Source organism: Emticicia sp. C21, assembly GCF_003418935.1.
GTDB lineage: Bacteria > Bacteroidota > Bacteroidia > Cytophagales > Spirosomataceae > Emticicia.
The window spans coordinates 466,043-486,173 of the sequence record NZ_QVMT01000004.1; the positions used below are offsets into that span (position 1 = coordinate 466,043).

The 20,131-nt window shown below is 37.1% G+C and carries 17 protein-coding genes; 4 read left to right on the top strand and 13 right to left on the bottom strand.

What is annotated here, in order from left to right; translation table 11 throughout:
* Nucleotides 1–7: 7 nt before the first annotated feature.
* The 6 genes from D0T08_RS12485 to D0T08_RS12510 form a co-directional block, all read right to left on the bottom strand.
* Complete coding sequence (locus tag D0T08_RS12485) at nt 8–832, bottom strand: L-2-amino-thiazoline-4-carboxylic acid hydrolase (protein WP_116982975.1); 825 nt, start codon at nt 830–832, stop codon at nt 8–10.
* A gap of 172 nt (nt 833–1,004) precedes the next feature.
* A complete protein-coding gene (locus D0T08_RS12490; RefSeq protein WP_116982976.1) occupies nt 1,005–1,604 on the bottom strand; it encodes a macro domain-containing protein in 600 nt (199 codons plus the stop codon).
* Nucleotides 1,605–1,769: 165 nt separating this feature from the next.
* Nucleotides 1,770–2,333: a DUF4136 domain-containing protein gene (locus tag D0T08_RS12495; protein WP_116982977.1), complete on the bottom strand. Its 564-nt coding sequence runs from the start codon at nt 2,331–2,333 to the stop codon at nt 1,770–1,772.
* Between the two features lie 287 nt (nt 2,334–2,620).
* The gene (locus tag D0T08_RS12500) at nt 2,621–3,397 is read right to left on the bottom strand and encodes a tRNA(His) guanylyltransferase Thg1 family protein (RefSeq protein ID WP_116982978.1); all 777 of its coding nucleotides are present in this window, start codon (nt 3,395–3,397) and stop codon (nt 2,621–2,623) included.
* Nucleotides 3,387–3,833: an AAA family ATPase gene (locus tag D0T08_RS12505; protein WP_116982979.1), complete on the bottom strand. Its 447-nt coding sequence runs from the start codon at nt 3,831–3,833 to the stop codon at nt 3,387–3,389. The genes D0T08_RS12500 and D0T08_RS12505 overlap by 11 nt, the downstream gene beginning before the upstream one ends.
* Before the next feature lie 30 nt (nt 3,834–3,863).
* Complete coding sequence (locus D0T08_RS12510) at nt 3,864–5,567, bottom strand: 3-coathanger stack domain-containing protein (RefSeq protein WP_116982980.1); 1,704 nt, start codon at nt 5,565–5,567, stop codon at nt 3,864–3,866.
* Between the two features lie 52 nt (nt 5,568–5,619).
* Between D0T08_RS12510 and D0T08_RS12515 the strand changes: the two genes are divergently transcribed.
* On the top strand, nt 5,620–5,844 hold the full coding sequence (locus tag D0T08_RS12515) for a hypothetical protein (protein WP_116982981.1): 225 nt from the start codon (nt 5,620–5,622) through the stop codon (nt 5,842–5,844).
* Here D0T08_RS12515 and D0T08_RS12520 read toward each other — a convergent pair.
* The gene (locus D0T08_RS12520; RefSeq protein WP_116982982.1) at nt 5,837–6,736 is read right to left on the bottom strand and encodes a tetratricopeptide repeat protein; all 900 of its coding nucleotides are present in this window, start codon (nt 6,734–6,736) and stop codon (nt 5,837–5,839) included. The two genes, D0T08_RS12515 and D0T08_RS12520, sit on opposite strands and share 8 nt — an antisense overlap.
* Before the next feature lie 226 nt (nt 6,737–6,962).
* Between D0T08_RS12520 and D0T08_RS12525 the strand changes: the two genes are divergently transcribed.
* A complete protein-coding gene (locus D0T08_RS12525) occupies nt 6,963–9,371 on the top strand; it encodes an ABC transporter permease (protein WP_116982983.1) in 2,409 nt (802 codons plus the stop codon).
* A gap of 69 nt (nt 9,372–9,440) precedes the next feature.
* Here the strand turns inward: D0T08_RS12525 and D0T08_RS12530 are convergent, their stop codons facing one another.
* The 4 genes from D0T08_RS12530 to D0T08_RS12545 all read right to left on the bottom strand — a co-directional run bounded on the left by D0T08_RS12530 (nt 9,441) and on the right by D0T08_RS12545 (nt 12,857).
* Nucleotides 9,441–9,977: a DUF1572 domain-containing protein gene (locus D0T08_RS12530; protein WP_116982984.1), complete on the bottom strand. Its 537-nt coding sequence runs from the start codon at nt 9,975–9,977 to the stop codon at nt 9,441–9,443.
* A 37-nt stretch (nt 9,978–10,014) separates the two neighbouring features.
* A complete protein-coding gene (locus D0T08_RS12535) occupies nt 10,015–11,439 on the bottom strand; it encodes a CotH kinase family protein (protein ID WP_116982985.1) in 1,425 nt (474 codons plus the stop codon).
* A 360-nt stretch (nt 11,440–11,799) separates the two neighbouring features.
* Nucleotides 11,800–12,354: a hypothetical protein gene (locus tag D0T08_RS12540; protein WP_116982986.1), complete on the bottom strand. Its 555-nt coding sequence runs from the start codon at nt 12,352–12,354 to the stop codon at nt 11,800–11,802.
* Nucleotides 12,355–12,407: 53 nt separating this feature from the next.
* Nucleotides 12,408–12,857 (bottom strand): GNAT family N-acetyltransferase, encoded by a 450-nt coding sequence (locus D0T08_RS12545; RefSeq protein WP_116982987.1) that lies wholly within the window; start codon nt 12,855–12,857, stop codon nt 12,408–12,410.
* 142 nt (nt 12,858–12,999) lie between these two features.
* On the opposite strand from D0T08_RS12545, the gene D0T08_RS12550 reads away from it, so the two are divergent.
* Both D0T08_RS12550 and D0T08_RS12555 read left to right on the top strand, forming a co-directional pair.
* The gene (locus tag D0T08_RS12550; RefSeq protein ID WP_116982988.1) at nt 13,000–13,656 is read left to right on the top strand and encodes a class I SAM-dependent methyltransferase; all 657 of its coding nucleotides are present in this window, start codon (nt 13,000–13,002) and stop codon (nt 13,654–13,656) included.
* A gap of 180 nt (nt 13,657–13,836) precedes the next feature.
* The gene (locus D0T08_RS12555) at nt 13,837–14,616 is read left to right on the top strand and encodes an SDR family oxidoreductase (RefSeq protein WP_116982989.1); all 780 of its coding nucleotides are present in this window, start codon (nt 13,837–13,839) and stop codon (nt 14,614–14,616) included.
* A gap of 128 nt (nt 14,617–14,744) precedes the next feature.
* Here the strand turns inward: D0T08_RS12555 and D0T08_RS12560 are convergent, their stop codons facing one another.
* Together D0T08_RS12560 and D0T08_RS12565 are read right to left on the bottom strand one after the other, a co-directional pair.
* Nucleotides 14,745–16,307 (bottom strand): RagB/SusD family nutrient uptake outer membrane protein, encoded by a 1,563-nt coding sequence (locus D0T08_RS12560; RefSeq protein ID WP_116982990.1) that lies wholly within the window; start codon nt 16,305–16,307, stop codon nt 14,745–14,747.
* A 22-nt stretch (nt 16,308–16,329) separates the two neighbouring features.
* A complete protein-coding gene (locus tag D0T08_RS12565) occupies nt 16,330–19,431 on the bottom strand; it encodes a TonB-dependent receptor (protein ID WP_229238956.1) in 3,102 nt (1,033 codons plus the stop codon).
* Between the last annotated feature and the right edge of the window lie 700 nt (nt 19,432–20,131).

Sequence of the window (20,131 nt, forward strand, 5' to 3'; positions counted from 1 at the left end):
CTTATATCTATTTTGAGGTGTTAGTTTGTAATTGATACCTGAAATCACATTTGTTTGCTCCATTAGCAATAGTATCTGTGCGCATCATTGATAATCCTGCCAGATTGGTGGTGTATTTATCTACCTCGCATAAAATGGAGACATATTTCTGATAATTGTGTTTTTTGAAGAGCTTGCAGATACCACATTCTATAATATCTACTCCATAACCTAGACCATGGGTTTCGTTTGTATCGGTAATGATATTGGCTACAAATCCCTCGGGATTTCCTCTATGCCCAACCTTTTTTGCAAAGGCCTTAATCAGGTATCTGCCAAAACTTGTTTTTATGAGTTTAACAGGTAGTTTTTTCAAAAATGCCTGCCATTTATTTTTGGGGCGCAGATATTCGGTAATAGTAAAAAGGGCTACTGCCCTTATTTGCTCAAAACTTTCCCCTGCTTTCTCTAACACCATAATTAATGCTAAAAAGTAAGCGGTTAAGTCAAGTCGTTTGTCCATAGGGTTTGATGAAGTTTTAGCAAACCTAATATCTACCTTTAGCTCGTCGTATTTAGCATCAATATCCTCTAATAGTTCTTTGGCATATTTCGGATAATATCTTTCAAGTGCTTTTCTGAAATAGATTTTGTAAGCGGGTGCTTTCTTTAAGTATCGAAACAGCCCTGCTGAAACTGCTATTACAGGTAATATAAACAGGTATTCGTTTTTCCATAAACCTTGTTTAGCCAGATAGGTGCCCACACTTAAAATAAGCAACCATTTGATAAATACATAACCGATTGCGAAGAGCACGCCTTTTTTTGATATAGTTTTTATTGCATTTGTCATTGACTTAATATTTTCTACAAATATAAAAATAAAATTTAGGTTAAACTAAATTTTATTTTAGACAAATAACTTCCCTATTAGTTTAATAAAAAAGGGAACATACCGTTTGGCACATTCCCTTTTATTCACTAGAGGCGATTTGACCAATCGTCCTGCAGCGAACCGCATTCAATCAATGTATATAAATCATACTTTGTGGATTAATATTCCACTGGTATTTTTGAGCCTCACTAAAGTTTTTAAAATCCATTCTTTCACCAAGTATAATTTCTTTATATGCCTGAAACATCTGTCTTGCAGCAATCATGGGTGCCATTCGGCCCACTCCTGTGCAAAGGCCAGGAACAGCTACTGAATTAATTCCGGGCTCATTCTTAGCTTGAATTAAGACCGCTTTCATAGCCAAATAAGCATTAACTGAGGTATCAATGTTAAAATTCATCGGAACACGCATAGTGGGTGCCGAAATCAGAAATGGAATAACACTATCGCCTGTTTCTATCACCATTGCCTGACCTACTAAAAGTTCACCCTCGGGCAAGTCTTTTATTCTTTGCTGTAACTTTTTCTCCAGATTCCAGCCGAATCTTTCACTGAGTGCGTAATCAAGGCCACCGTCCATAAAACCAAATGAATTGGCCGGACTAACAATGGCATCGCATGTCAATTGTGTGATGTCAGTTTCAATAATACTAACATTGCGGTCTTCTCCAAAAAATTCTTTCCAGGCTACAACCAGCCTGTAGTCAACAGCAGCTAAAATAATTTTCATTAATTTATCAATATTAAAGTGTTAATAACATTGCCTGCACAGCACAGAGCAATGATTTTATTATGTAAAGATACTACAAAGCACTCAAGCTAACAAAAAAAGGAACATACCGTTTGGCACATTCCCTTGTATTTATCAGAGGCGATTTAAAAAATCGCTATACGATTATGAATTTGGGTATCTTTTCATGATTTTGCTGACACCCTTTTCAATCTGCTTGTCGATTTTACGATCATTCAAGGCAGCTGAAATACTTCCCTGCCAAACCAGCTTATTGGTTTTAGCATCAATAGCGTCAATCACTAAAGTACCTTTGTTATAAGAGTATGGGGCAGAATAACCACCGCCGTAATAACCCATATTATAAGGCACTAACATTCTACCGATACGGGCATATCCAATCATCGGATACGACGGGCTATAGAAGCCACGAGTAGTTTCCTTTTCTGTATCAGTATGGAATCTTAATAATAAATCAGGTTTTTTAGTGTTGATAGTCATCCCTTTTTTCAATAAGATTTCATCAACATTTGCCTGAATATTTTTTGTAATCAAATCGTTGTTATATTGTGGATTCTTTACCTGAATATCCGGTTGAATCCATGCAAATGAACGATAATCGCTGAAGTCAGCAGTTGGGTCTTTATGTGTACTTACCTGTGCTCTTGCGCTTGAAATGCCTAGCCCAATCATCCCGATGAGCAAGGCTTTTTTAAATAGTCCTTTCATCTTTTTTCTACTCTTAAAATTTAATCTTTCGTGTAACGTATGAGTTAATTTTAACTACGATATATTAACGATAATCGGGTAAATTCCGTTTGTGTTTTAGCAAAAAATGCCTGTTAAAGATTGTTAAAAAAGAGGACGAAATTAAGAAGAAAAATTCCTCTTTTTAGAAGTCATTTATGTCTAAGTTAAACAGGATCCAAACTATCAGAAATATAGTTATTAGACATAAATCAGACTGTGTGGTTTAATGCTGATTCAATTAATTTATTGAGATTTAGCCTGTCAATTTAATTGATAGCATTTGAATGAGTATCTATCAGATCAATAATAAACTGATTATAATTATCTCGCATAGGTAATTCAAAATCTACTACCAACTCTCTTCTTCTGGTCAATAATTTCTGATTTGTTTTCGGATTGAAACCCTCTCTTTCTACCTCTTTCCAATATACCCCGATGCCTCGTTTCTGCCAGTTAGGGAGATGATTAAAATTTATACCGTATTGAAATAAAAGTTCATTTTTCTCAGCGATGCTTAATTTTTCAATCTTTGCCGTAGCCTCTCTTTTTGAAAAATTATCCTGCCTCAATCGCCAATAGCAGTGGGCATTCAGGGCATTTCTATGTGCATCTTCATTACGCCATCTGAAATAATCAACAACCAGATTTTTATTGGGCAATTCTGAAATACGGCAATCAAATGCGCCTATTGCACCTAATAGCACAGAAAATTTTGCGCTTGCCTCACCAGCCAGAATTGAATTGTATTTTCTTGTTTTTCGTGAAAATGCTGCTTCGTTCAGGTGGAAGAGTAATGAGATTTCATCGCTTTCGGTAAAACCGTAAATCACATTAAAACCACAGGTCATCAGGTGTTTTAGTGTTTCAACCATATAGTCTCTGAAAACCTCATCGAAAGGTGCTTTAAACTTGTGCCCTTCTTTAGTCAGCTTGGTGAAATTTCGTCCGTCTATTCTGGCTACCATATACATTTCAGGTAAGACATAACGGTCTTGCGCAGTTTCATAAACCCTCATTTTGAGGTCTAAATCATCAAATTTCATTGGGGTATGTTTTTATCAAAAAGTCATCATCTTTTAATTCAACAATATATAGTTCATCAAAACCCTCTTCCAAAGCCGGAAGTTCAAACTTTTTATAGGTTGCTTTAACACCTATTTCCAGTATATTCTCTTTCCCAACTCTAAGGGCATTTCTGCGCAGGGCATCATTAATATCCGACTTAAAATAGTATCCTATTATTTTATACTTGCGCTGTTTAGCCGCAGAAATATACTTTTCCCTTTCTACTTTAGTCGGATTTGTATTGTCTACTACAAAAGCCTGTTGGGTGCTTAAGCATGCCTGCAGAAATACATCTTCCCGATGTCGGGATTTCAATAAATCAAGCGATAAATGTAAGTGGGTTCTGAAAAAATGCTTTTTGTAGAAAGTAGATTTCCCGGTAGCTTGTATGCCACAAAAAATGATTGCCTGCATGGTCAGAAATAAAAATTTATTAGACTACTATTAATAGCAACTCTCTAGTCGCGTTTCAAATTTTGCACCAGCATTTACTTCAAAACCTGGGTTTAATTGGATATATCTTCCTGATTGATAAGTTGCACTTGCATTTAAGAGGACTTTATTGCTTGCCTTGATTATTTCACTCGCTTCTTTATTAGAGATTGAATAAACATTATCAGTCGGACTTTGTAAATTAATTTTTCTGGCTTTAATTCTAAATGAATCAAAACTCGGGTTACTTATGAGGGCCGGTTTGGTAGCATAGATGCGTATTCTATAAGCATTTCCCTGTGAAGTATTTAAAGGAATTTTACAGTGAACCATGCCATTAGTAGTACTTTCTCCTATTTTAATCGGGTTTTCAAATGACCCATCAGCATCTGATAACTGTACTTCAAATAAATTATCTGCTAAAAAACTGCCTGTATTACTAAAACTTATATCTAAGGATGCTCCAGGGCAAATTTCAGTTATATTCAAACTATCCAGATGAATTATTGCCAAAGAGTCTACTATACTAAATTGCACTGTCTGAGGCCCAAACAGAATATTTCCATGAGCAGATATTTCAGAAAAAGCTGTGAAGGTTAGTGTATACTGCCCTACCGGAAAAACTGAACCAAAAATCTGAAATCCGTTATTACTCAAAATAGAATAAGGGTATACATTTTCAATAATATTGCGGTTATAAAAAGGTTCAGGTCCTGTCATTTGCATTCTGATGCTCCCTACTTTAGACGTATCTAACTGACAGACAGGCGTGGCTAAAATGCCTGTATTGGTAGAAAGTTTATTGAGTATCATCCCATACTTCAACGAAAATAAATATTGCAGACTTGGTTCTGTACTTACATAATTAAACCTGAGTTTTTCGTGGCAAGGTTCTACAATTACATGAGTGGTATCCGAACCCGAACATCCATCACTATCGGTGACAGTTAGGGTATAAATTCCACTTTCTGCAATACCCGCATTCAGAATTTTAACTGAATCACCTCTTGCCATAAAGTCATCAGGTCCTCTCCAAACCATATTTCTCCAAGACCCCAGACCGTTCAAATGAATTGTTTCTCCGGTTTGATAGGGGCCTGTATTTTCAGCAAGTATATATGGAGGGAAAAGAAATCTAATGACTATCAAATTTGAAAAGGCACTTACGCCACAAATAGATTCGCAGGTAGCTGAATAAGTTCCTGAGGCACTTACTGTTATACTCGATTGAGTTGCTCCAATGCTCCAACGTATACGACCATTGCATCCTGATGCTATAAGCATTTTGCTTCTTTCTCCACATAGAACAGGTGAAGATATACTAATTGTTGGAGGGTCAGGTGTTGAAAACTGTTTGATAATAACCGGATATGACACTTCACTAGTACCTGATTGATTGGTACAAGTTGCTGAAAAAGTTCCTCCGGTAGTTACAACCAGATATATACCTGTAGCCCCTGTGTTCCAGGTAATAGTTCCATAACATCCAGTAGCAGTTAAAGTGGCTCGATCACCATCACAAATAATATCTCTATCGGTTGTTATTATTGGTTTGGGTGGTATCTCTGTTGTAGTAAGCACACAATCTATCTCTTCATGTTTAGCGCCCTTAAGTTCATAAGAAGCTATTTCATTTTCAAATGTAGATATGTTTTCCTGCCCTGATAAGGCAAAATGAGAGAGCATTACTAGAATAAGTAAGAAAGTTTTAGTCATAGCATTAATTCAATAGTTGTGATTGACAAAAATACAAATTCTTTATAAATCAATGCAAAATACAGACCACTTTCATCAGTTTATTATCAATTTTTACATGGGCAAAGCCTATCCCTTTGTACAAACGCCACTGCATGAACTGACCGACTGTGTAGTAGACGGTTATCTGGTTTTAAGCCATGAGATTATAGACTTTAGGGGAATGGTGATTTTTTTATTTTCAAATAGCTCTTGCGATATATTAAAAGCAGGCAGTTATACTGCCGCTCTTACCTAAATAGTCTATGATGAAAATCTTTCTTAATCGCAAAAAAAGCAGATAAAACTATTACAATCAGAGAGCCAAGCGACCAATAAAGCATTTCTTTTACCGAAATCTTTTTTTCTGCAGACTGGAGGCCTTCCGAGGCACTTCTTATTCTTGCCTGCAAAAGACCATCTGTAAAACCGTAGGCTTGTGCCTCTTTATAGTATTCTACAGCATTATTAAAATTCCTTTGGACAGCCTCAATATTAGCCAATTCAAAAAAGAGTCTGGCAACAATTTTATCCGTTGTTTTTACGAAAGAAATACGCTCACTTAACTGATAAATTAAAGCATACTTTATTCTTAATAAATCTGATTGATGTAATTTGCTGAATGGTTCATCGCCAGAACCGAATGAAGTATGCAGTAGAAAATTATCGGTAACATAGGCATCGCCTTTTACTTTAGCCTCTAATATTTTAACATGTAACCATTCTGAATGTTCATGCGATAGTGGATTGATTTCATAAGCTTTTTTAATCCATTTTAAGGCCTCCTCCGCTTGTCCATTCAATTCATAGGCAGTTCCAAGGTTGGAGGCAGTGGAGTACCTATTGGGCTGCATTCTTTCTATTTCCAGATAGAACTTAATAGCCTCACTATACTTTCCGCGTAAAATCAGAATCACACCCTTGTCAGATAGATAATCTATTTTCTTTGTTGCTTTATACAAACTATTCAATTGTTTGTACGCCTTATTATAACTCTCCTTATAAAAAAAAAGATTATGCACAGCGTCTGACTCCAGATGCTGAGATACAAGACTACCATCGCTTAAAAATTGAGTATCGCCATTGATGCAGGCGAGCGAATGAATAACAGTTGCCAGAACTGCCATCACCAGTAAGGAGATCTTTTTCATTATTATATTTGTTTAAGTTGACATTAATTTACTACAGTTTCGAAAGAATAGCGTTTCTTTAACAGTGATCAATAAATTATTTTTCTGGTGTTATTATAGCTGTATTAATCTTATCTGCAGCGCTTCTCTTCTCCAAATATACACTTTTTTCTTTATAAAACTAATTAATTCGTTTTGAAACTAAAAAATTAGTTATACATTTGCAACTATTCAACTATCTATTAGCATGTTCAAAATTTATCTTACTATCGCCTGGCGGACTTTACTTAAGCATAAGGCTATTTCGTTGATTATGCTTATCGGTTTGTCATTAAGTATGGCGGCCTTTATGCTTATCTCCCGATATGTATTTGATGAACTGAGCTACGATGAGTTTCATCAGAACGCTGACAGGGTTTATCGGATTCACGTGCATGATTATAAAAATAAGGTATTAACTAATACTACTGCCTTAAGCTATCATGCCGAAGGGCCTGCTATCAAAGAATCAATTCCTGAAGTGGAAGATTTTGTGCGCCTGCATCGGGCAGATGGAATGATTAATTACCGGAAGCCTAATGGAGAAATAGTGAGTTTTCAGGAGAAAAACGGCTTTTATGCTGATGCCTCCTTTTTTAAGGTGTTCTCATTTCCATTGCTAAAAGGTGCTGCTAATCAGGTATTGCAAAGTCCTGAATCTGTGGTTGTTTCAGCATCAATGGCCAGGAAATACTTTGGTGACGAAAACCCTATTGGGAAGATACTCTATTTGACTTCTGAATGGCAGGGCGGAAACTATATAGTAAGCGGTGTATTTGCCGATGTACCAAAGAACAGCCACTTCCACTTCGATTTTATTTTTGCGATACAAAACTTGCTTAAAAATGACCAGTTTGTTACTGGTGGCTGGTATTGGACAAATTTTTACACCTACCTCCTACTGAAACCCCATACAAATATTCAATCGACAGAAAAGCGTATAACGGCTGTTTCCGAAAAACATTTAGGCCGCTTATGGCAGAGATATAATATTCATCAGACTATGGTATTACAGCCTATGAGGGATATACATTTATATCCACTCAACAATACTGAAATAGAACCTGGTGGCAAGATTGAGATTATCTATGTGTTGATATTGGTCGCCATTCTGATTCTTGTTATCGGCTTGCTTAATTATATCAATCTCTCGACGGTGATGGGAATGGAACGAGCCAAAGAGGTAGGTATAAGAAAGACCTTAGGCTCTGAGAAAAGACAATTGATTAGTCAGTTTTTATTCGAATCTTTCCTATTCAATTTTCTGGCATTGCTGATAGGTTTAGGCATTTTTCTAATGGCTACACAAATGGTTACTCAATCTGATTTCGCTATTTTTTACCAAACATTATTCTATCTCACTATCATAGGTGCATTCTGCCTGAGTTTTGTTCTATCCGGTTTTTATCCGGCATTCGTATTGTCTTCTCTCAAACCTATACAGGTTTTAAAAGGAAAGCTATCGGCTAATTCCTCTGGTAAATTATTCCGCAAGGGTTTAGTAATCTTTCAGTTTTCTGCGTCTATTATGCTCATTATTTCTACCATTGTTATCAATCAGCAAATCAAATTTATGCAGAAGCAGGATTTGGGGATGAATATAGAGCAAAAGCTGATTATCACCACACCAAAGATACTTCGAACAGGCAGTTTCACTAATGATATGACTTTTTTCAAGGACAGAGTATTATCAAATACAAGTGTGAAAAATGTTACAGTGTCGTCATCTGTTCCCGGTAGAGAAATCTTCTGGACGGCCGAGTTTCAGCGCTTTCACGAAGCCGCCAATAATTTTAAAATTTGTCATGTAGTAGCAGTTGATGAAGATTTTATATCGGCGTATCAAATAAAATTACTGGCTGGGAGAAACTTCGTTAAAGAAATGATTTTAGATGATAATGCGGCAATTATTAACGAAACGGCCATGAAAGCCTTTGGTTTTACCACACCTGAAAGCGCTTTGAATCAGGAAATTGGTGATGGTTTACCAAAAAAGATTGTGGGTGTAGTAAAAGATTTTCATCAGGAATCACTTAAGAGTAGTAAGAAACCAATTGTCTTTTATCATATTCCCTGGAGTAGTGCTTTCCTATCACTTACAATTCAAAGTCAGGACATTAAAAATACACTATTCATCATTGAAGAAATCTATAAAAATGCTTTTCCGAATAATGCCTTTGAGTATTTCTTTCTTGATACGTATTTTCAGCAACAATATGATTCAGATGAGCGTTTAGCTAAACTATTTAACTGGTTTGCTGGGCTGGCTATTTATATTGCTTGTTTAGGTTTGTTAGGATTAGCCATGTTTACAGCGCGGAGCCGAACCAAGGAAATTGGTATTCGTAAAGTATTAGGAGCAACCGTGAGCAGTATTGTCGTATTGCTTTCAAAAGACTTTCTGAAACCAGTTCTTTGGGCTGTGCTTATTGCCTCACCGTTGGCCTGGTACGCCGCAGACTGGTGGCTGCAAGAGTTTGCGTATAGAGTGCCCATTCAATGGTGGGTGTTTGTTGCAGGAGGCTTAACAGCTATTCTGATTGCTATATTAACTATAAGTTTCCATAGCATCAAATCTGCATTGATGAATCCGGTAAAATCACTTAATTCAGAATAACGCCCCGACCCATAAAGGGGAGTTGCTTACGTACTAGTACTTTAATTAGTCAAGTACTAAAGTCCCCCTTTAGGGGTTAGGGGTGCGTTTTCTTTCAAACATATCTTTATTAAAGGTCTGCGAATTCCCTTTGGGTATTGACAGGGAAGTCCAGTTAGTATCGCAAACCATTTTGCCAATAAATACGATTTGTCCGATATGGTAGGGATAATGTGCCAATTGTCGGTTAATGGCTTCAACAACCGAATGACCCTCGTTACGGATATAAATTTCTTTGCTTAAATCTTCGATTGTCAGGCTATCTAATGCTTTAAACAGGCATGCCCACCCCTCATTCCATTTAATTAATAATTCTTTTCTGCTGGCTATATCATTTTCAAACTCAGCATCTCTTTGTCGCCATTCTTTCTCTCCATCACTTGTCAGGAAATCCGTCCAGCGTGAAAGCATATTGCCCCAGAGGTGCTTTACTATTATCGCAATACTATTACTTTCTTCGTTATATTGCCAGAATAACTGCTCGTCTGAAAGCTGTGCAAAAGTCTTTTCGCCCAACATTTTATAATACTCAAATTGCTTGCGGGTGCTGGTAAGATAATGTGTCATAGTGATAATTTATAATTTCATCCAATATATGCAAAAATCATAGAATACCTTTCACTTGACTTCTTAAGGCATTTGTTGCATTGTCCCAGACAATTATTGTAGTTGTTTTTTTATTGATTTCCTTATCAATCCCTTTATTATGAATTTGATCTGCCTCCATAATAAATGGTTCAATTTGTTTAGCCCAGACATTTAACTGAGAGAGTATTTTATTGTTGGCAACAAAGTTACTCTGGAAATCTTTTTTAATGGCATTGTACTCAGGATTAAAACTTAACCATGCAGCCGTTAGTTTGTCGCAAGCAGCTGAACGTTGCTTTCGCCCGGCTCCAAAACTAAAAGGCAGACAATTATTCGATATTTCTCCCAATTTATCTGCTATACCCGTATACGGGTTAGAAGTAAGGAGTACTTGTTCGAAAGCACCATCCATATCCCAAGGAATAAGGTGCATTTTTTTATTTTTCTTGTCTTCAAACCAATAATAATTATGATTTTCACAAGAATTTACTGTTGCATCGGCGCAATACCAATGAAAAGGGCCATCATCGTGCCTGATTGCTCTATCTACTACAATATATGATAGTATTTCATTAAGGTTCATGTATTTCCTTACCAAATCTTTACTATTCGACAGATTAGAACCAGCAATCGCCTGACCAAATTCTTTGATAAACTTAATATCCTGCTCCTCTTCATTTGTTTTCAGTGCTTCTATAAAAGCCTTATCCGATTCAGGTTCACCGTTGGGCTTCACTGGCCAGACTTCCTTATAGACATTACCTTTTCCCTCCTTATAAAAGTACTCAGCAAAACGATTATCAATTTCCTCAACAAGACCATATAAACCAGAATATTTTTTATTAATAATTAATCTGGCGTGAACCGTGCGTGGGGCGGGGACACCCATCTGACCAAAAAGCCAATAAGCCAGACGTTCGCGGAGCTGAGACTTATCGTAGTTTTGCGCATGGAACTGCAGTTTGTTCAGATCAAAAAAACGTTCTTTGCGGTCATTCCAGTTGATTTTTATCTGCATACTCAGTTTTTCACAAACTTTTCGTCCGTCCGGATGTACCCAATCAGGTCCTGATAAACAGCCTCCAAAAGCTCCAATCGAACCCTTGTAACGTACACCAACTGGACTAATGGTATCACCTTCAAATATCAGAGCAGCCTCTACGTATTCTTCTGCCGCGGGATTGGCGTCTATTTTTGCCAGGCCATCTTTTGTAATAATCAGCTCATAAGTTTTAATTTTTGTGTGGTCGTAGACATAATCAGAGTTCTGTTTCAGATAATTTTCATTACCCCTGGGTTTAATGTTCGGTAGTTCATCTTTTGGAATAACAGATTGTATTGGAGTAGGCTTATGCTCTTTTGAGCAGGAAACAATTATTACTACACCTAAAGTAGCAAATATGAACAATTTAGAGAACTTGTTTAGTCGACAGCCAGTCATTGATTGATAGGTTTATTTAGCTAATGTACTACTATCAACTGAAAATCTATTTATTCACATATATCAATTTTTTATTTTACGGCTCTGCAACCTGCATTATCTAACTGAGGACGATAATATTAGGAAGATTCCGATGGATTAAAGCTTTTCAGTAACAATCAGCCTATCAGGAAATTTCTGAAAAAACAGAAAATCTAATTTCCTGTTTCAAAGAACAGGTCTATTTCTTCCAGATTTTCATATCTAGAGGCATAGGGTTAGAAAATGAAGGATAAGAAGAAGCAGGCGACGAATTGTATTTAGACTTTTTCATTACTCGCCTTTATAACTTATAAAGTTATCATATTGGAATCATTTAGTTTAATTAAGAATTATCTTTTCCCCTTTTATATTCAAAAACTTCTCCTCCTTAGAAGAGAAATTTCCTGTAATACCATTGGTTAATCTTTCAATCTGAGTCTCCCAGTCATCTCTTACTAAAATAAATAAATTATCTTTAAAAATCAGTTTCGCTTTCTTATAAGCCACATTACCTACTTTAACTAAAACTGAATTATCCTTTTTACTTAATATAGCATAGACAGTTTCCTCACTTGTAACATAAACTCCATTGGGAGCTGGCAAAGGATATTTTGATTTTAGCTTATTTTTTGACGGGAAAAATTTTAAATCGAGATTTCCTTTGGGATTATAATTAAATATAAAACGCCCCGTATTTTCTGCCGTCGAGGATTCGCCAAAATGAAAAGGTTCTTCTATATATTCACCTTCTGCATTTCGGGTAAAACCCCAATAATTCCACCCAATTTCTATAGTCAATATGGGCTCATCTTCTGGTTTAATTTCTTTTCTCTTTGAACAGCTAGCTAAGGCAATTATCAATAGCAAAAAAGATAGTAGCTTAGTGGTCATCATTAATAATTTTTAGTCATAATCAATATGTAAAAATAGTTTTCTATTATTGCTAATCAAGCATCTTGTTGATGCTCAAAAACAATGAAAATACCTTCCAACGATACCCCTTTTTCCTGCTGTATAAATCCATTCCTTTCATAAAATGCCACTCCAGCATCATTTTTTTGTAGGCATTTAAGTCGGACAGGAGGCTGTAAATTTTCAAGCATCGCATTTAAAAGCATCGTTCCTATACCTTGATCCTGATACTCATTGCTCACATATAAATGATGAATAAAGTTTTCAGGCAGGTAAGCTGAAACAAAGCCCACAACGTTATTATCAATATGCGCGACCAAAGTATACTCTCCTGCCGTGTCAGTGTCAAACGCGGATAATTGGTAATGACTGGTATCAACCCATGTAAAAGTTGCCTGTCGAACTTTTAAGTATAGCTCGCGCAAGGCAGTTAAATCATTGGCTTGACGTTCTGCGATTCTTACTGTCAAAATACTTTCTTTCAATTAAATTGTTAAGGAGTTGATTAAGTGTTGTGGCAAAACTATTATGCTTTTCTCAATTTTTCAAATACCTTTCATCAAGATTATGAGAATCTTAAACACTCTTTATCTTTATGAGTTATTTTACAGAAAACCCTGGTAAAACATGCACGAAGAATTTTTGAAAGAAATAGCCCGTCAGCTTAGGCAGCCACATGGAGAACATGCCTCTGAGCTAGGAGAGCGAATGAATAAGGGCAATGAGTTGATGAATAAGTTAGCCATTAACCTACTCAATGCTCAACCCAATGATGTAATTCTTGAAATAGGCATGGGTAATGGCTTCTTTGTAAAAGATATTCTGGGTTTAGCTGATGCCATTCATTATATCGGTTGTGATTTTTCGGAGGAAATGGTGAAAGCAGCCATTCTTCATAATCAGGAATTTATCAACAATAGCCAGGCGAAATTCTTTTTAGCTTCTGCAGAATCACTGCCTTTTGAATCCCCTACTTTTAATAAGATTTTTACTGTAAATACTCTTTATTTCTGGGAAAATCCCCCCTTAGTACTTAGTGAAATAAAAAGAGTCTTGAAGCCGGAAGGTCAATTACTGATAGCTATCAGACCCAAAGAAATTATGGAACAATATGCGTTTACCCAATATGGGTTTACTATGTATAGCAAAGAAGAATTGTTTACTTTGCTATCAGATAATGGTTTTGAAGTAATTGCAGTATCAGAAGAACAAGAGCCCGACCAAGAGATTAATGGCGAAACTATCTCGGTTGGCTCACTAATTGTCCGTGCCGAAAAGGCATGAGTATGCTTGTTGTAGATAACAATGGCATACTATAGGAAACCAGTAGTCCTGGGCTTTTTGGCAGCTATTTATGGCAGGATAATAAAAAAACATTTGGCAGTTATTATCTTCCCCAAGACCAACCCTGAATTAAGGAATATTATGGAAAAGAAAACTAATCGATAAACCTTATCAAATTTCATGCAATCAGTATTAATAACAGGTGGGACCGGAACATTAGGGCAAGAAATCAGCAGGCAACTCATTAAAAAAGGCTATGTAGTAAATATTTTAAGCTCCAAAGAAAAGCCTGAGATAGCTTTTTTTACCAATGTTATTCAGGGAGATTTAACTGATATTACAAGTTTAACAGAAGCCGTTGAAAGTTCGGAAATTATTATTCATTGTGCGAGTAATCCAAGAAATGCGCAGGTAGTTGATATAGAGGGAACTAAGAACATATTATCTCTTCTTAATAGTGATAATTGTAGGCATTTCATCTATGTATCAATTACGGGCGTAGATAAAAGCGATTACCCCTATTACCAAATCAAACATACAGTAGAAAGATTAATAGAAGCCTCAGGAATCTCCTACTCTATTTTACGCGCTACACAATTTCATGATTTAGTATTATACCGAATTATACAGGTTCTTGACCAGGGAATTGGCAAGCCAATTCAGATACCCGCTAATATGCAATTTCAGTCTATTGATAAAATAGATGCTGCCGCTTCTATAGTTGCATTAGCAGCCTGTCAGCCAACCAACAATATTGCTACTATTGGTGGCCCTGAAGTACTAACCTTAGAAAGTATGATACAGTCCTATTTTGTCCAATTGGGTAGAAATGAAGTAATAGAATACATTAAACCATCTTTAGCTTTCCACCAGGTATTTACTACTGGCATTAATTTATGTCCGGAAAATGCGGTAGATGGGATAAGGTGGGAGGAATATTTGAATAGCATTCATGTATGACGGTTTTAAATCTTTTGGAGTAATACTGATTTTCTTATAAAAGATTTGAAAAACCGTTGTACAGAAAAAACAAAGCGGATTATGATAACTCATAATCCGCTTTGTTATATCAAAATACTCAATCAATCTTAGTTCGGATAGCCCGGGTTCTGTGGTTTCAGATTCGGGTTATTCAGCATCTCTTGTCTGCCAAGTGGCATTAACAAATGCTTGTCTGCCAAAGCTTGTTTCGAACTTGGGTTGATATGTCCTACAAAATTATCGAAACCATTAGTTGTTTCGTTGTATACTTTTCTCAGACGAACCATGTCGAACCAGGTGATACCTTCGTAGCATAGTTCATGCCAACGCTCTCTCCACACTGCTTCTCTGAAACTATCTTTAGAATAAGTACCCAAAGCAGGAGTAATTAACTGCGCTCTGTCTCTGATTCTCTTGAATGCATCATAAGCTCCCTGAGTTGGGCCACCTACTTCGTTTTGCGCTTCTGCATAAATTAACAATACTTCAGCATAACGAATCAATGGTACATTCAGGTTATTGTTACGCGTACCTGCCACACCAGGACCACCATTAGCAGTCATATTAAAGTGCTTGAAAATATAAGGAGCACCTAACTCAAATGGCGCACCATTACCATTAGTATAATAAGATGTATAAAAATATCCTTCCTGGTTTTTAGCACGAAGGTCACCCTTTTCAAACGAGTTATAGAATTGCACAGTTGGAACAGTACTACCTGTACCAGATGGGCCATTGTAAGTCACCGGTTTGAAGTTAGGATACATATTATCCATAGGGTTACTAGCTACTACTGTATTATACTGAACCATGAAGATATGCTCTACTGTATTTTTCAAGCTTTCCTTATGCACATCGTAGTAAGTAGGGAAAAGATTGATGCTTGCCGGATTCGCATTTGCATACGTAATTACCTCGTTTGCTTTATCTGCTGCCAGTTTATAATGAGAAGCACCCTTATTAAGTGGGAAGCCAGCCATTGTTAAATAAACCTTTGCTAACAACGATTTCACAGCGGCAGTAGACACACGTCCGTTTGAGTTCATCCAGGCTAAGCCTGCACCTTCAGCGGCTGTCAGGTCATCTACAATCAGTTTATATATTTCTTCCTGTGGAGCGCGTCCAGGGAAAAAGTCTTCTGAACTTGCCGTTTGAGGCTTAGTAACTAATGGCGCATCGCCCCATAATCTTACGATATAAAAATAAGCCCATGCGCGAAGGAACTTCGCTTCTCCTAAGATTCTGTTCTTCTGTGCTGCATCCATTGGCGTAATCGGTGGTACTTTCTCCAATACCTGATTTGCCTGTGCAACTACTTTATACAAGCCATTCCAATAGTTGATCACGTGTTGGGTATTACCATCATATACCAAACCATAAAGGTTATTAAGGTCTGAATTCTGCGCTGTTTCAGTAGTAGAAGTACCCGTAGGAGCTTCTAACAATTGCCAGGTCGATGAGAAAATCCCCGCACCGTCAAAAATTATACGCATGTCAGCATAAGTTGCAGCAATAGCCGCTTCTGCATGGTCTGGAATGGTATAGAAACTGGTTGGCGTTAAGTTAGAAGGCGCATTTTCTTTCAGGAAGTCAGAGCAGCCGACTGCGCTGAAAAGCACTGCTCCACTGACGAATATTTTGCTAAAGTTTTTTAATATATTCAATTTCATATTCAAAAATTCTTTAAATTAATTAAAATGTAAGCTGTAGACCTGCCATGTAAACGGTTGGTTTAGGATAGTTGTGCCACATCATACCTTGTGAGAATGCACTGCTACCATCACCTTGGTTGGTTGGTGTTACCTCTGGGTCCTGAATAATCTTATCAGTCAATAATAAGAAGAAGTTCTGAGCAGAAGCATACACTCTTAAACGGCTTAATTTTAGTTTGTTTGTTACCGCACTTGGGAAATTATAACCTAACAAAAGGTTTTTACCACGTAAGAATGAGCCATCTTTGATCCACCAGCTATCTACGTTTGTTACGTATCCTGCTCTTGTATCACGAATCTGCGCAATCATTGAGTTCTGGTTAGTAGGAGTCCATGCGTTTAATACAGAAGAATAGCTGTTCGCTAATGCCTGACGGTCTTCACTAGCATGAAGGTTCATCATCATTACGTCGTTTCCAAGAGAATATTGTAATTCTAATGTTAAATCGAAATTATTGTAGCGGAATGTGTTAGTAAATGCACCCCACGCTAATGGACTACCATTACCAATAATTGAGCGGTCAGCATCAGTAATAGCCTTGTCTCCGTTTACATCAAGGTATTTAATATCACCCGGTAGAATTGTTAAACCATTTCTGTAGCTGGTAAATTTCGCTGCTTCTTCTCTTTCTGCTTCGCTCCATACACCCAAACGAGTTAATCCCCAGAATGAACCCACTGGCTGACCTATACGGATGATATTGGTTTGGTTGGTAAAGTTAGGACCACCCACCCCAAATATATCAGATGGCGTTGCCAACGAAAGTACTTTATTACGGTTGAATGAAATGTTGAAATTACTTGTCCATTGGAATCCGGCTCTTTCAATATTTACAGTGTTGATAGCAAACTCAACGCCTTTGTTCTGCATTGAACCTACGTTCTTTCTGATAGTAGCATAACCACTTGTACGAGGTACAGGGGCATCCAATAACATATCCGTAGTTTTTCTGTAGTAGTAATCTGCTTCGATTGACACTCTGCCTTTAAACAAACCTAACTCGATACCTACGTCAGTTTGTGCAGTTTTTTCCCATTTCAAATCAGGGTTAGCCAAACGGCTGATACCTGTACCTGATACTCTTGTATCGCCTATAACAGCTGCATAGGTAGAGCTTAATAATGACAACGACGAATAAGGAGGAATTTCAGAGTTACCTGTTAAACCATAGCTTGCACGTAGTTTTAAGTTAGAAATAACAGAGTTTGTTTTCAGGAACTCTTCATCTGATACTTTCCATGCTACGGCAGCAGATGGGAAGAATGCAAATTTGTGGTTTTCTCCGAACTTAGATGAACCATCGGCACGACCTGTAACAGTAAACAAGTACTTGTTCATCAAAGTATAGTTGATACGACCGAAATATGAGTTAAACGCATTTCTTGAGGCATCAGACTCAACTTGTGGGTTAGTACTACCCGCACCTAAGTTGTTAAAGCCAAAATAGTCGGTTGAGAAACCACGTACAATCGAAGCAATTCTAAAGAAGTCTGTTTGCTGCCAAGAGATACCCGCTAAAGCTGTCAAAGAGTGGTTTTCGTTGATTTGCTTATTGTAAGTCAGGTAGTTTTCTAATGACCAGAAGCTTTCTTTTCTGTTACGCGCAGACGCTGTACCTTGCGCACCGATTTCAAGGGTTCTTGTGCTTGACTCATTTTGTTCCTGAGTCATTACGTTAATACCAAATACTGTACGCATTTCTAGTCCTTTGGCGAAAGTAATATTTGAGTACAAGCTTCCTGTAGTAGTTTGCGTATTCAAGATATACTTACGACCCATCAAACGGTGTACCGAGCTCATTGTACCTTCTGCAAACGGATAATCTCTGTTATTAGCATAAGTACCATCTTCATATTTTACAGGTAAGAATGGAAAATCTTCCACAATTTGTCTGGCTACGGCATCATTGATGTCGGCCAATCTTTCTGTTTGGTTATTGTAGGCCAAAGTACCCCCAACTTTCAACCATGATTTAATCTGGTCATCAACCGTGAAACGAGCTGAATAACGTTTCAAATACGAAGTTTTCACCAAGCCTTGATCATCGCGGTATCCTAACGAAAGCGCATATTGTGCACGGTCATTACCACCTGTGAAACCTAACTGATGATTTTGTGAAAGTTTATTTTGCGTACTTTCTTTCAACCAGTCTGTATCATATTTCGGATTGCCATTAGCATCAAAAATTCTTGGGTCAGTACGACGTAATTTTGGGTTCAGATATGCCCATTTTCCAGCTGCCCAACCTACTGGGTCAAATTTTGCCATGTTAGCCCATGCCAAATCTTCTGTTGCTAAGTATTCTTTCGCATTCAATACTTCCGGTCTGTTTGGTCCGATTGTATTTACACTTAAGTCTGTGCTATAAGAAACCTGACTTTGGCCGGCTTTTCCTTTTTTAGTTGTAATCAAAATTACACCATTTGCTCCTCTGGCGCCATAAATAGCTGTAGAAGACGCATCTTTCAATACCTCTACTGCCACAATATCATCTGGGCTGATATAGTCAATAGCAGAGCTGAATTGGGCCTGATTACCTTGTGGAAGCATTACACCATCAACTACATATAATGGGTTGTTTGATGAGTTGATTGAGCTAAAACCACGGATACGAATGTTTGCTCTACCACCTGGGCGACCAGAGTTGGTATTTACCTGCACCCCTGCCATTCTACCAGATAGAGCCTGGTTCAAAGAGGTAGACGGACGTTCTTTCAATTGCGCTTCTCTCACTGAACCAACTGCACCGGTTAAGTCAGATTTTTTCAAAGTACCGTAACCGATAACAACGGTTTCGTTTAATGTCATTGCCGAAGAAGCCAGGCCTACGTTAACTTCCGATTGATTACCCACTGCTACTTCTTTTGTTTCATAGCCAATGTACGAGAATACAAGCGTAGCACCATTAGCTACACTCACTGTATACATACCCTCGCCATCTGTAATAACTCCTTTTGTTGTCCCTTTTACTCCAACGGTTACTCCAGGCATTCCAGAGCCATCATTGGCATCTGTTACCTTGCCTTTGACTTGTCGTTCTTGTGCGTAAATTGTAGTCAAACTCATACAAAGCATGAGCATGCTCAATAGGTACTTTTTTACCATAGTAGAATTGTTTTTTTGTTAATAAATACGAATTTAATTTAAGGAAACAAAGACATAGATAAGGTGTAGAGGCATCTATGCAATTGTAGATTTTGAAGTTGGTATGGAAGTACAAAGGCATTAGTCTTAGCTTTCAGGTTGCGGGTTATAAAATTAGGTGATTCTGAAAATATCCGTAAAACAACATAAAACATCGTCAAAATGCAATATCGTTTATTAAAAAAATTTTTAATGTTCTTTTATTTACTAAAAAATATTAAAAATGATGAGTAAACGGTGCTTTTTTTAAGGTCGTCTTTCAATAAGGCTCATATAAATAGGTTTTAGAAAAAGTGCTTGCTGTAGCGCAACAAGCCTTTCTTTATTAACCTAATTTTATTCAAAGAATAAAAAGTTTTTACGAAAGAGACTTGCTAAGATCACAAGTCTTTCAGAGAAGAATTCCTGTTTCATTAATAGTTTAGGTATAAATATTTCTATGGCGAATGTCGTTTTTCTGATGCCCAAAAGTATATATGAAAAATAATGTATTCAGTAATTATTATACTGTCAGGCTCATTTTGTCGATAATTCAGGCAGAAATTTTGGATAGATGGGCTTAAAAAAGCTTATAGTAGAGTCGTTAATAGGCAAATCAATAAATTCAGACAATGAGTTTAAAATACCGCAACAATAA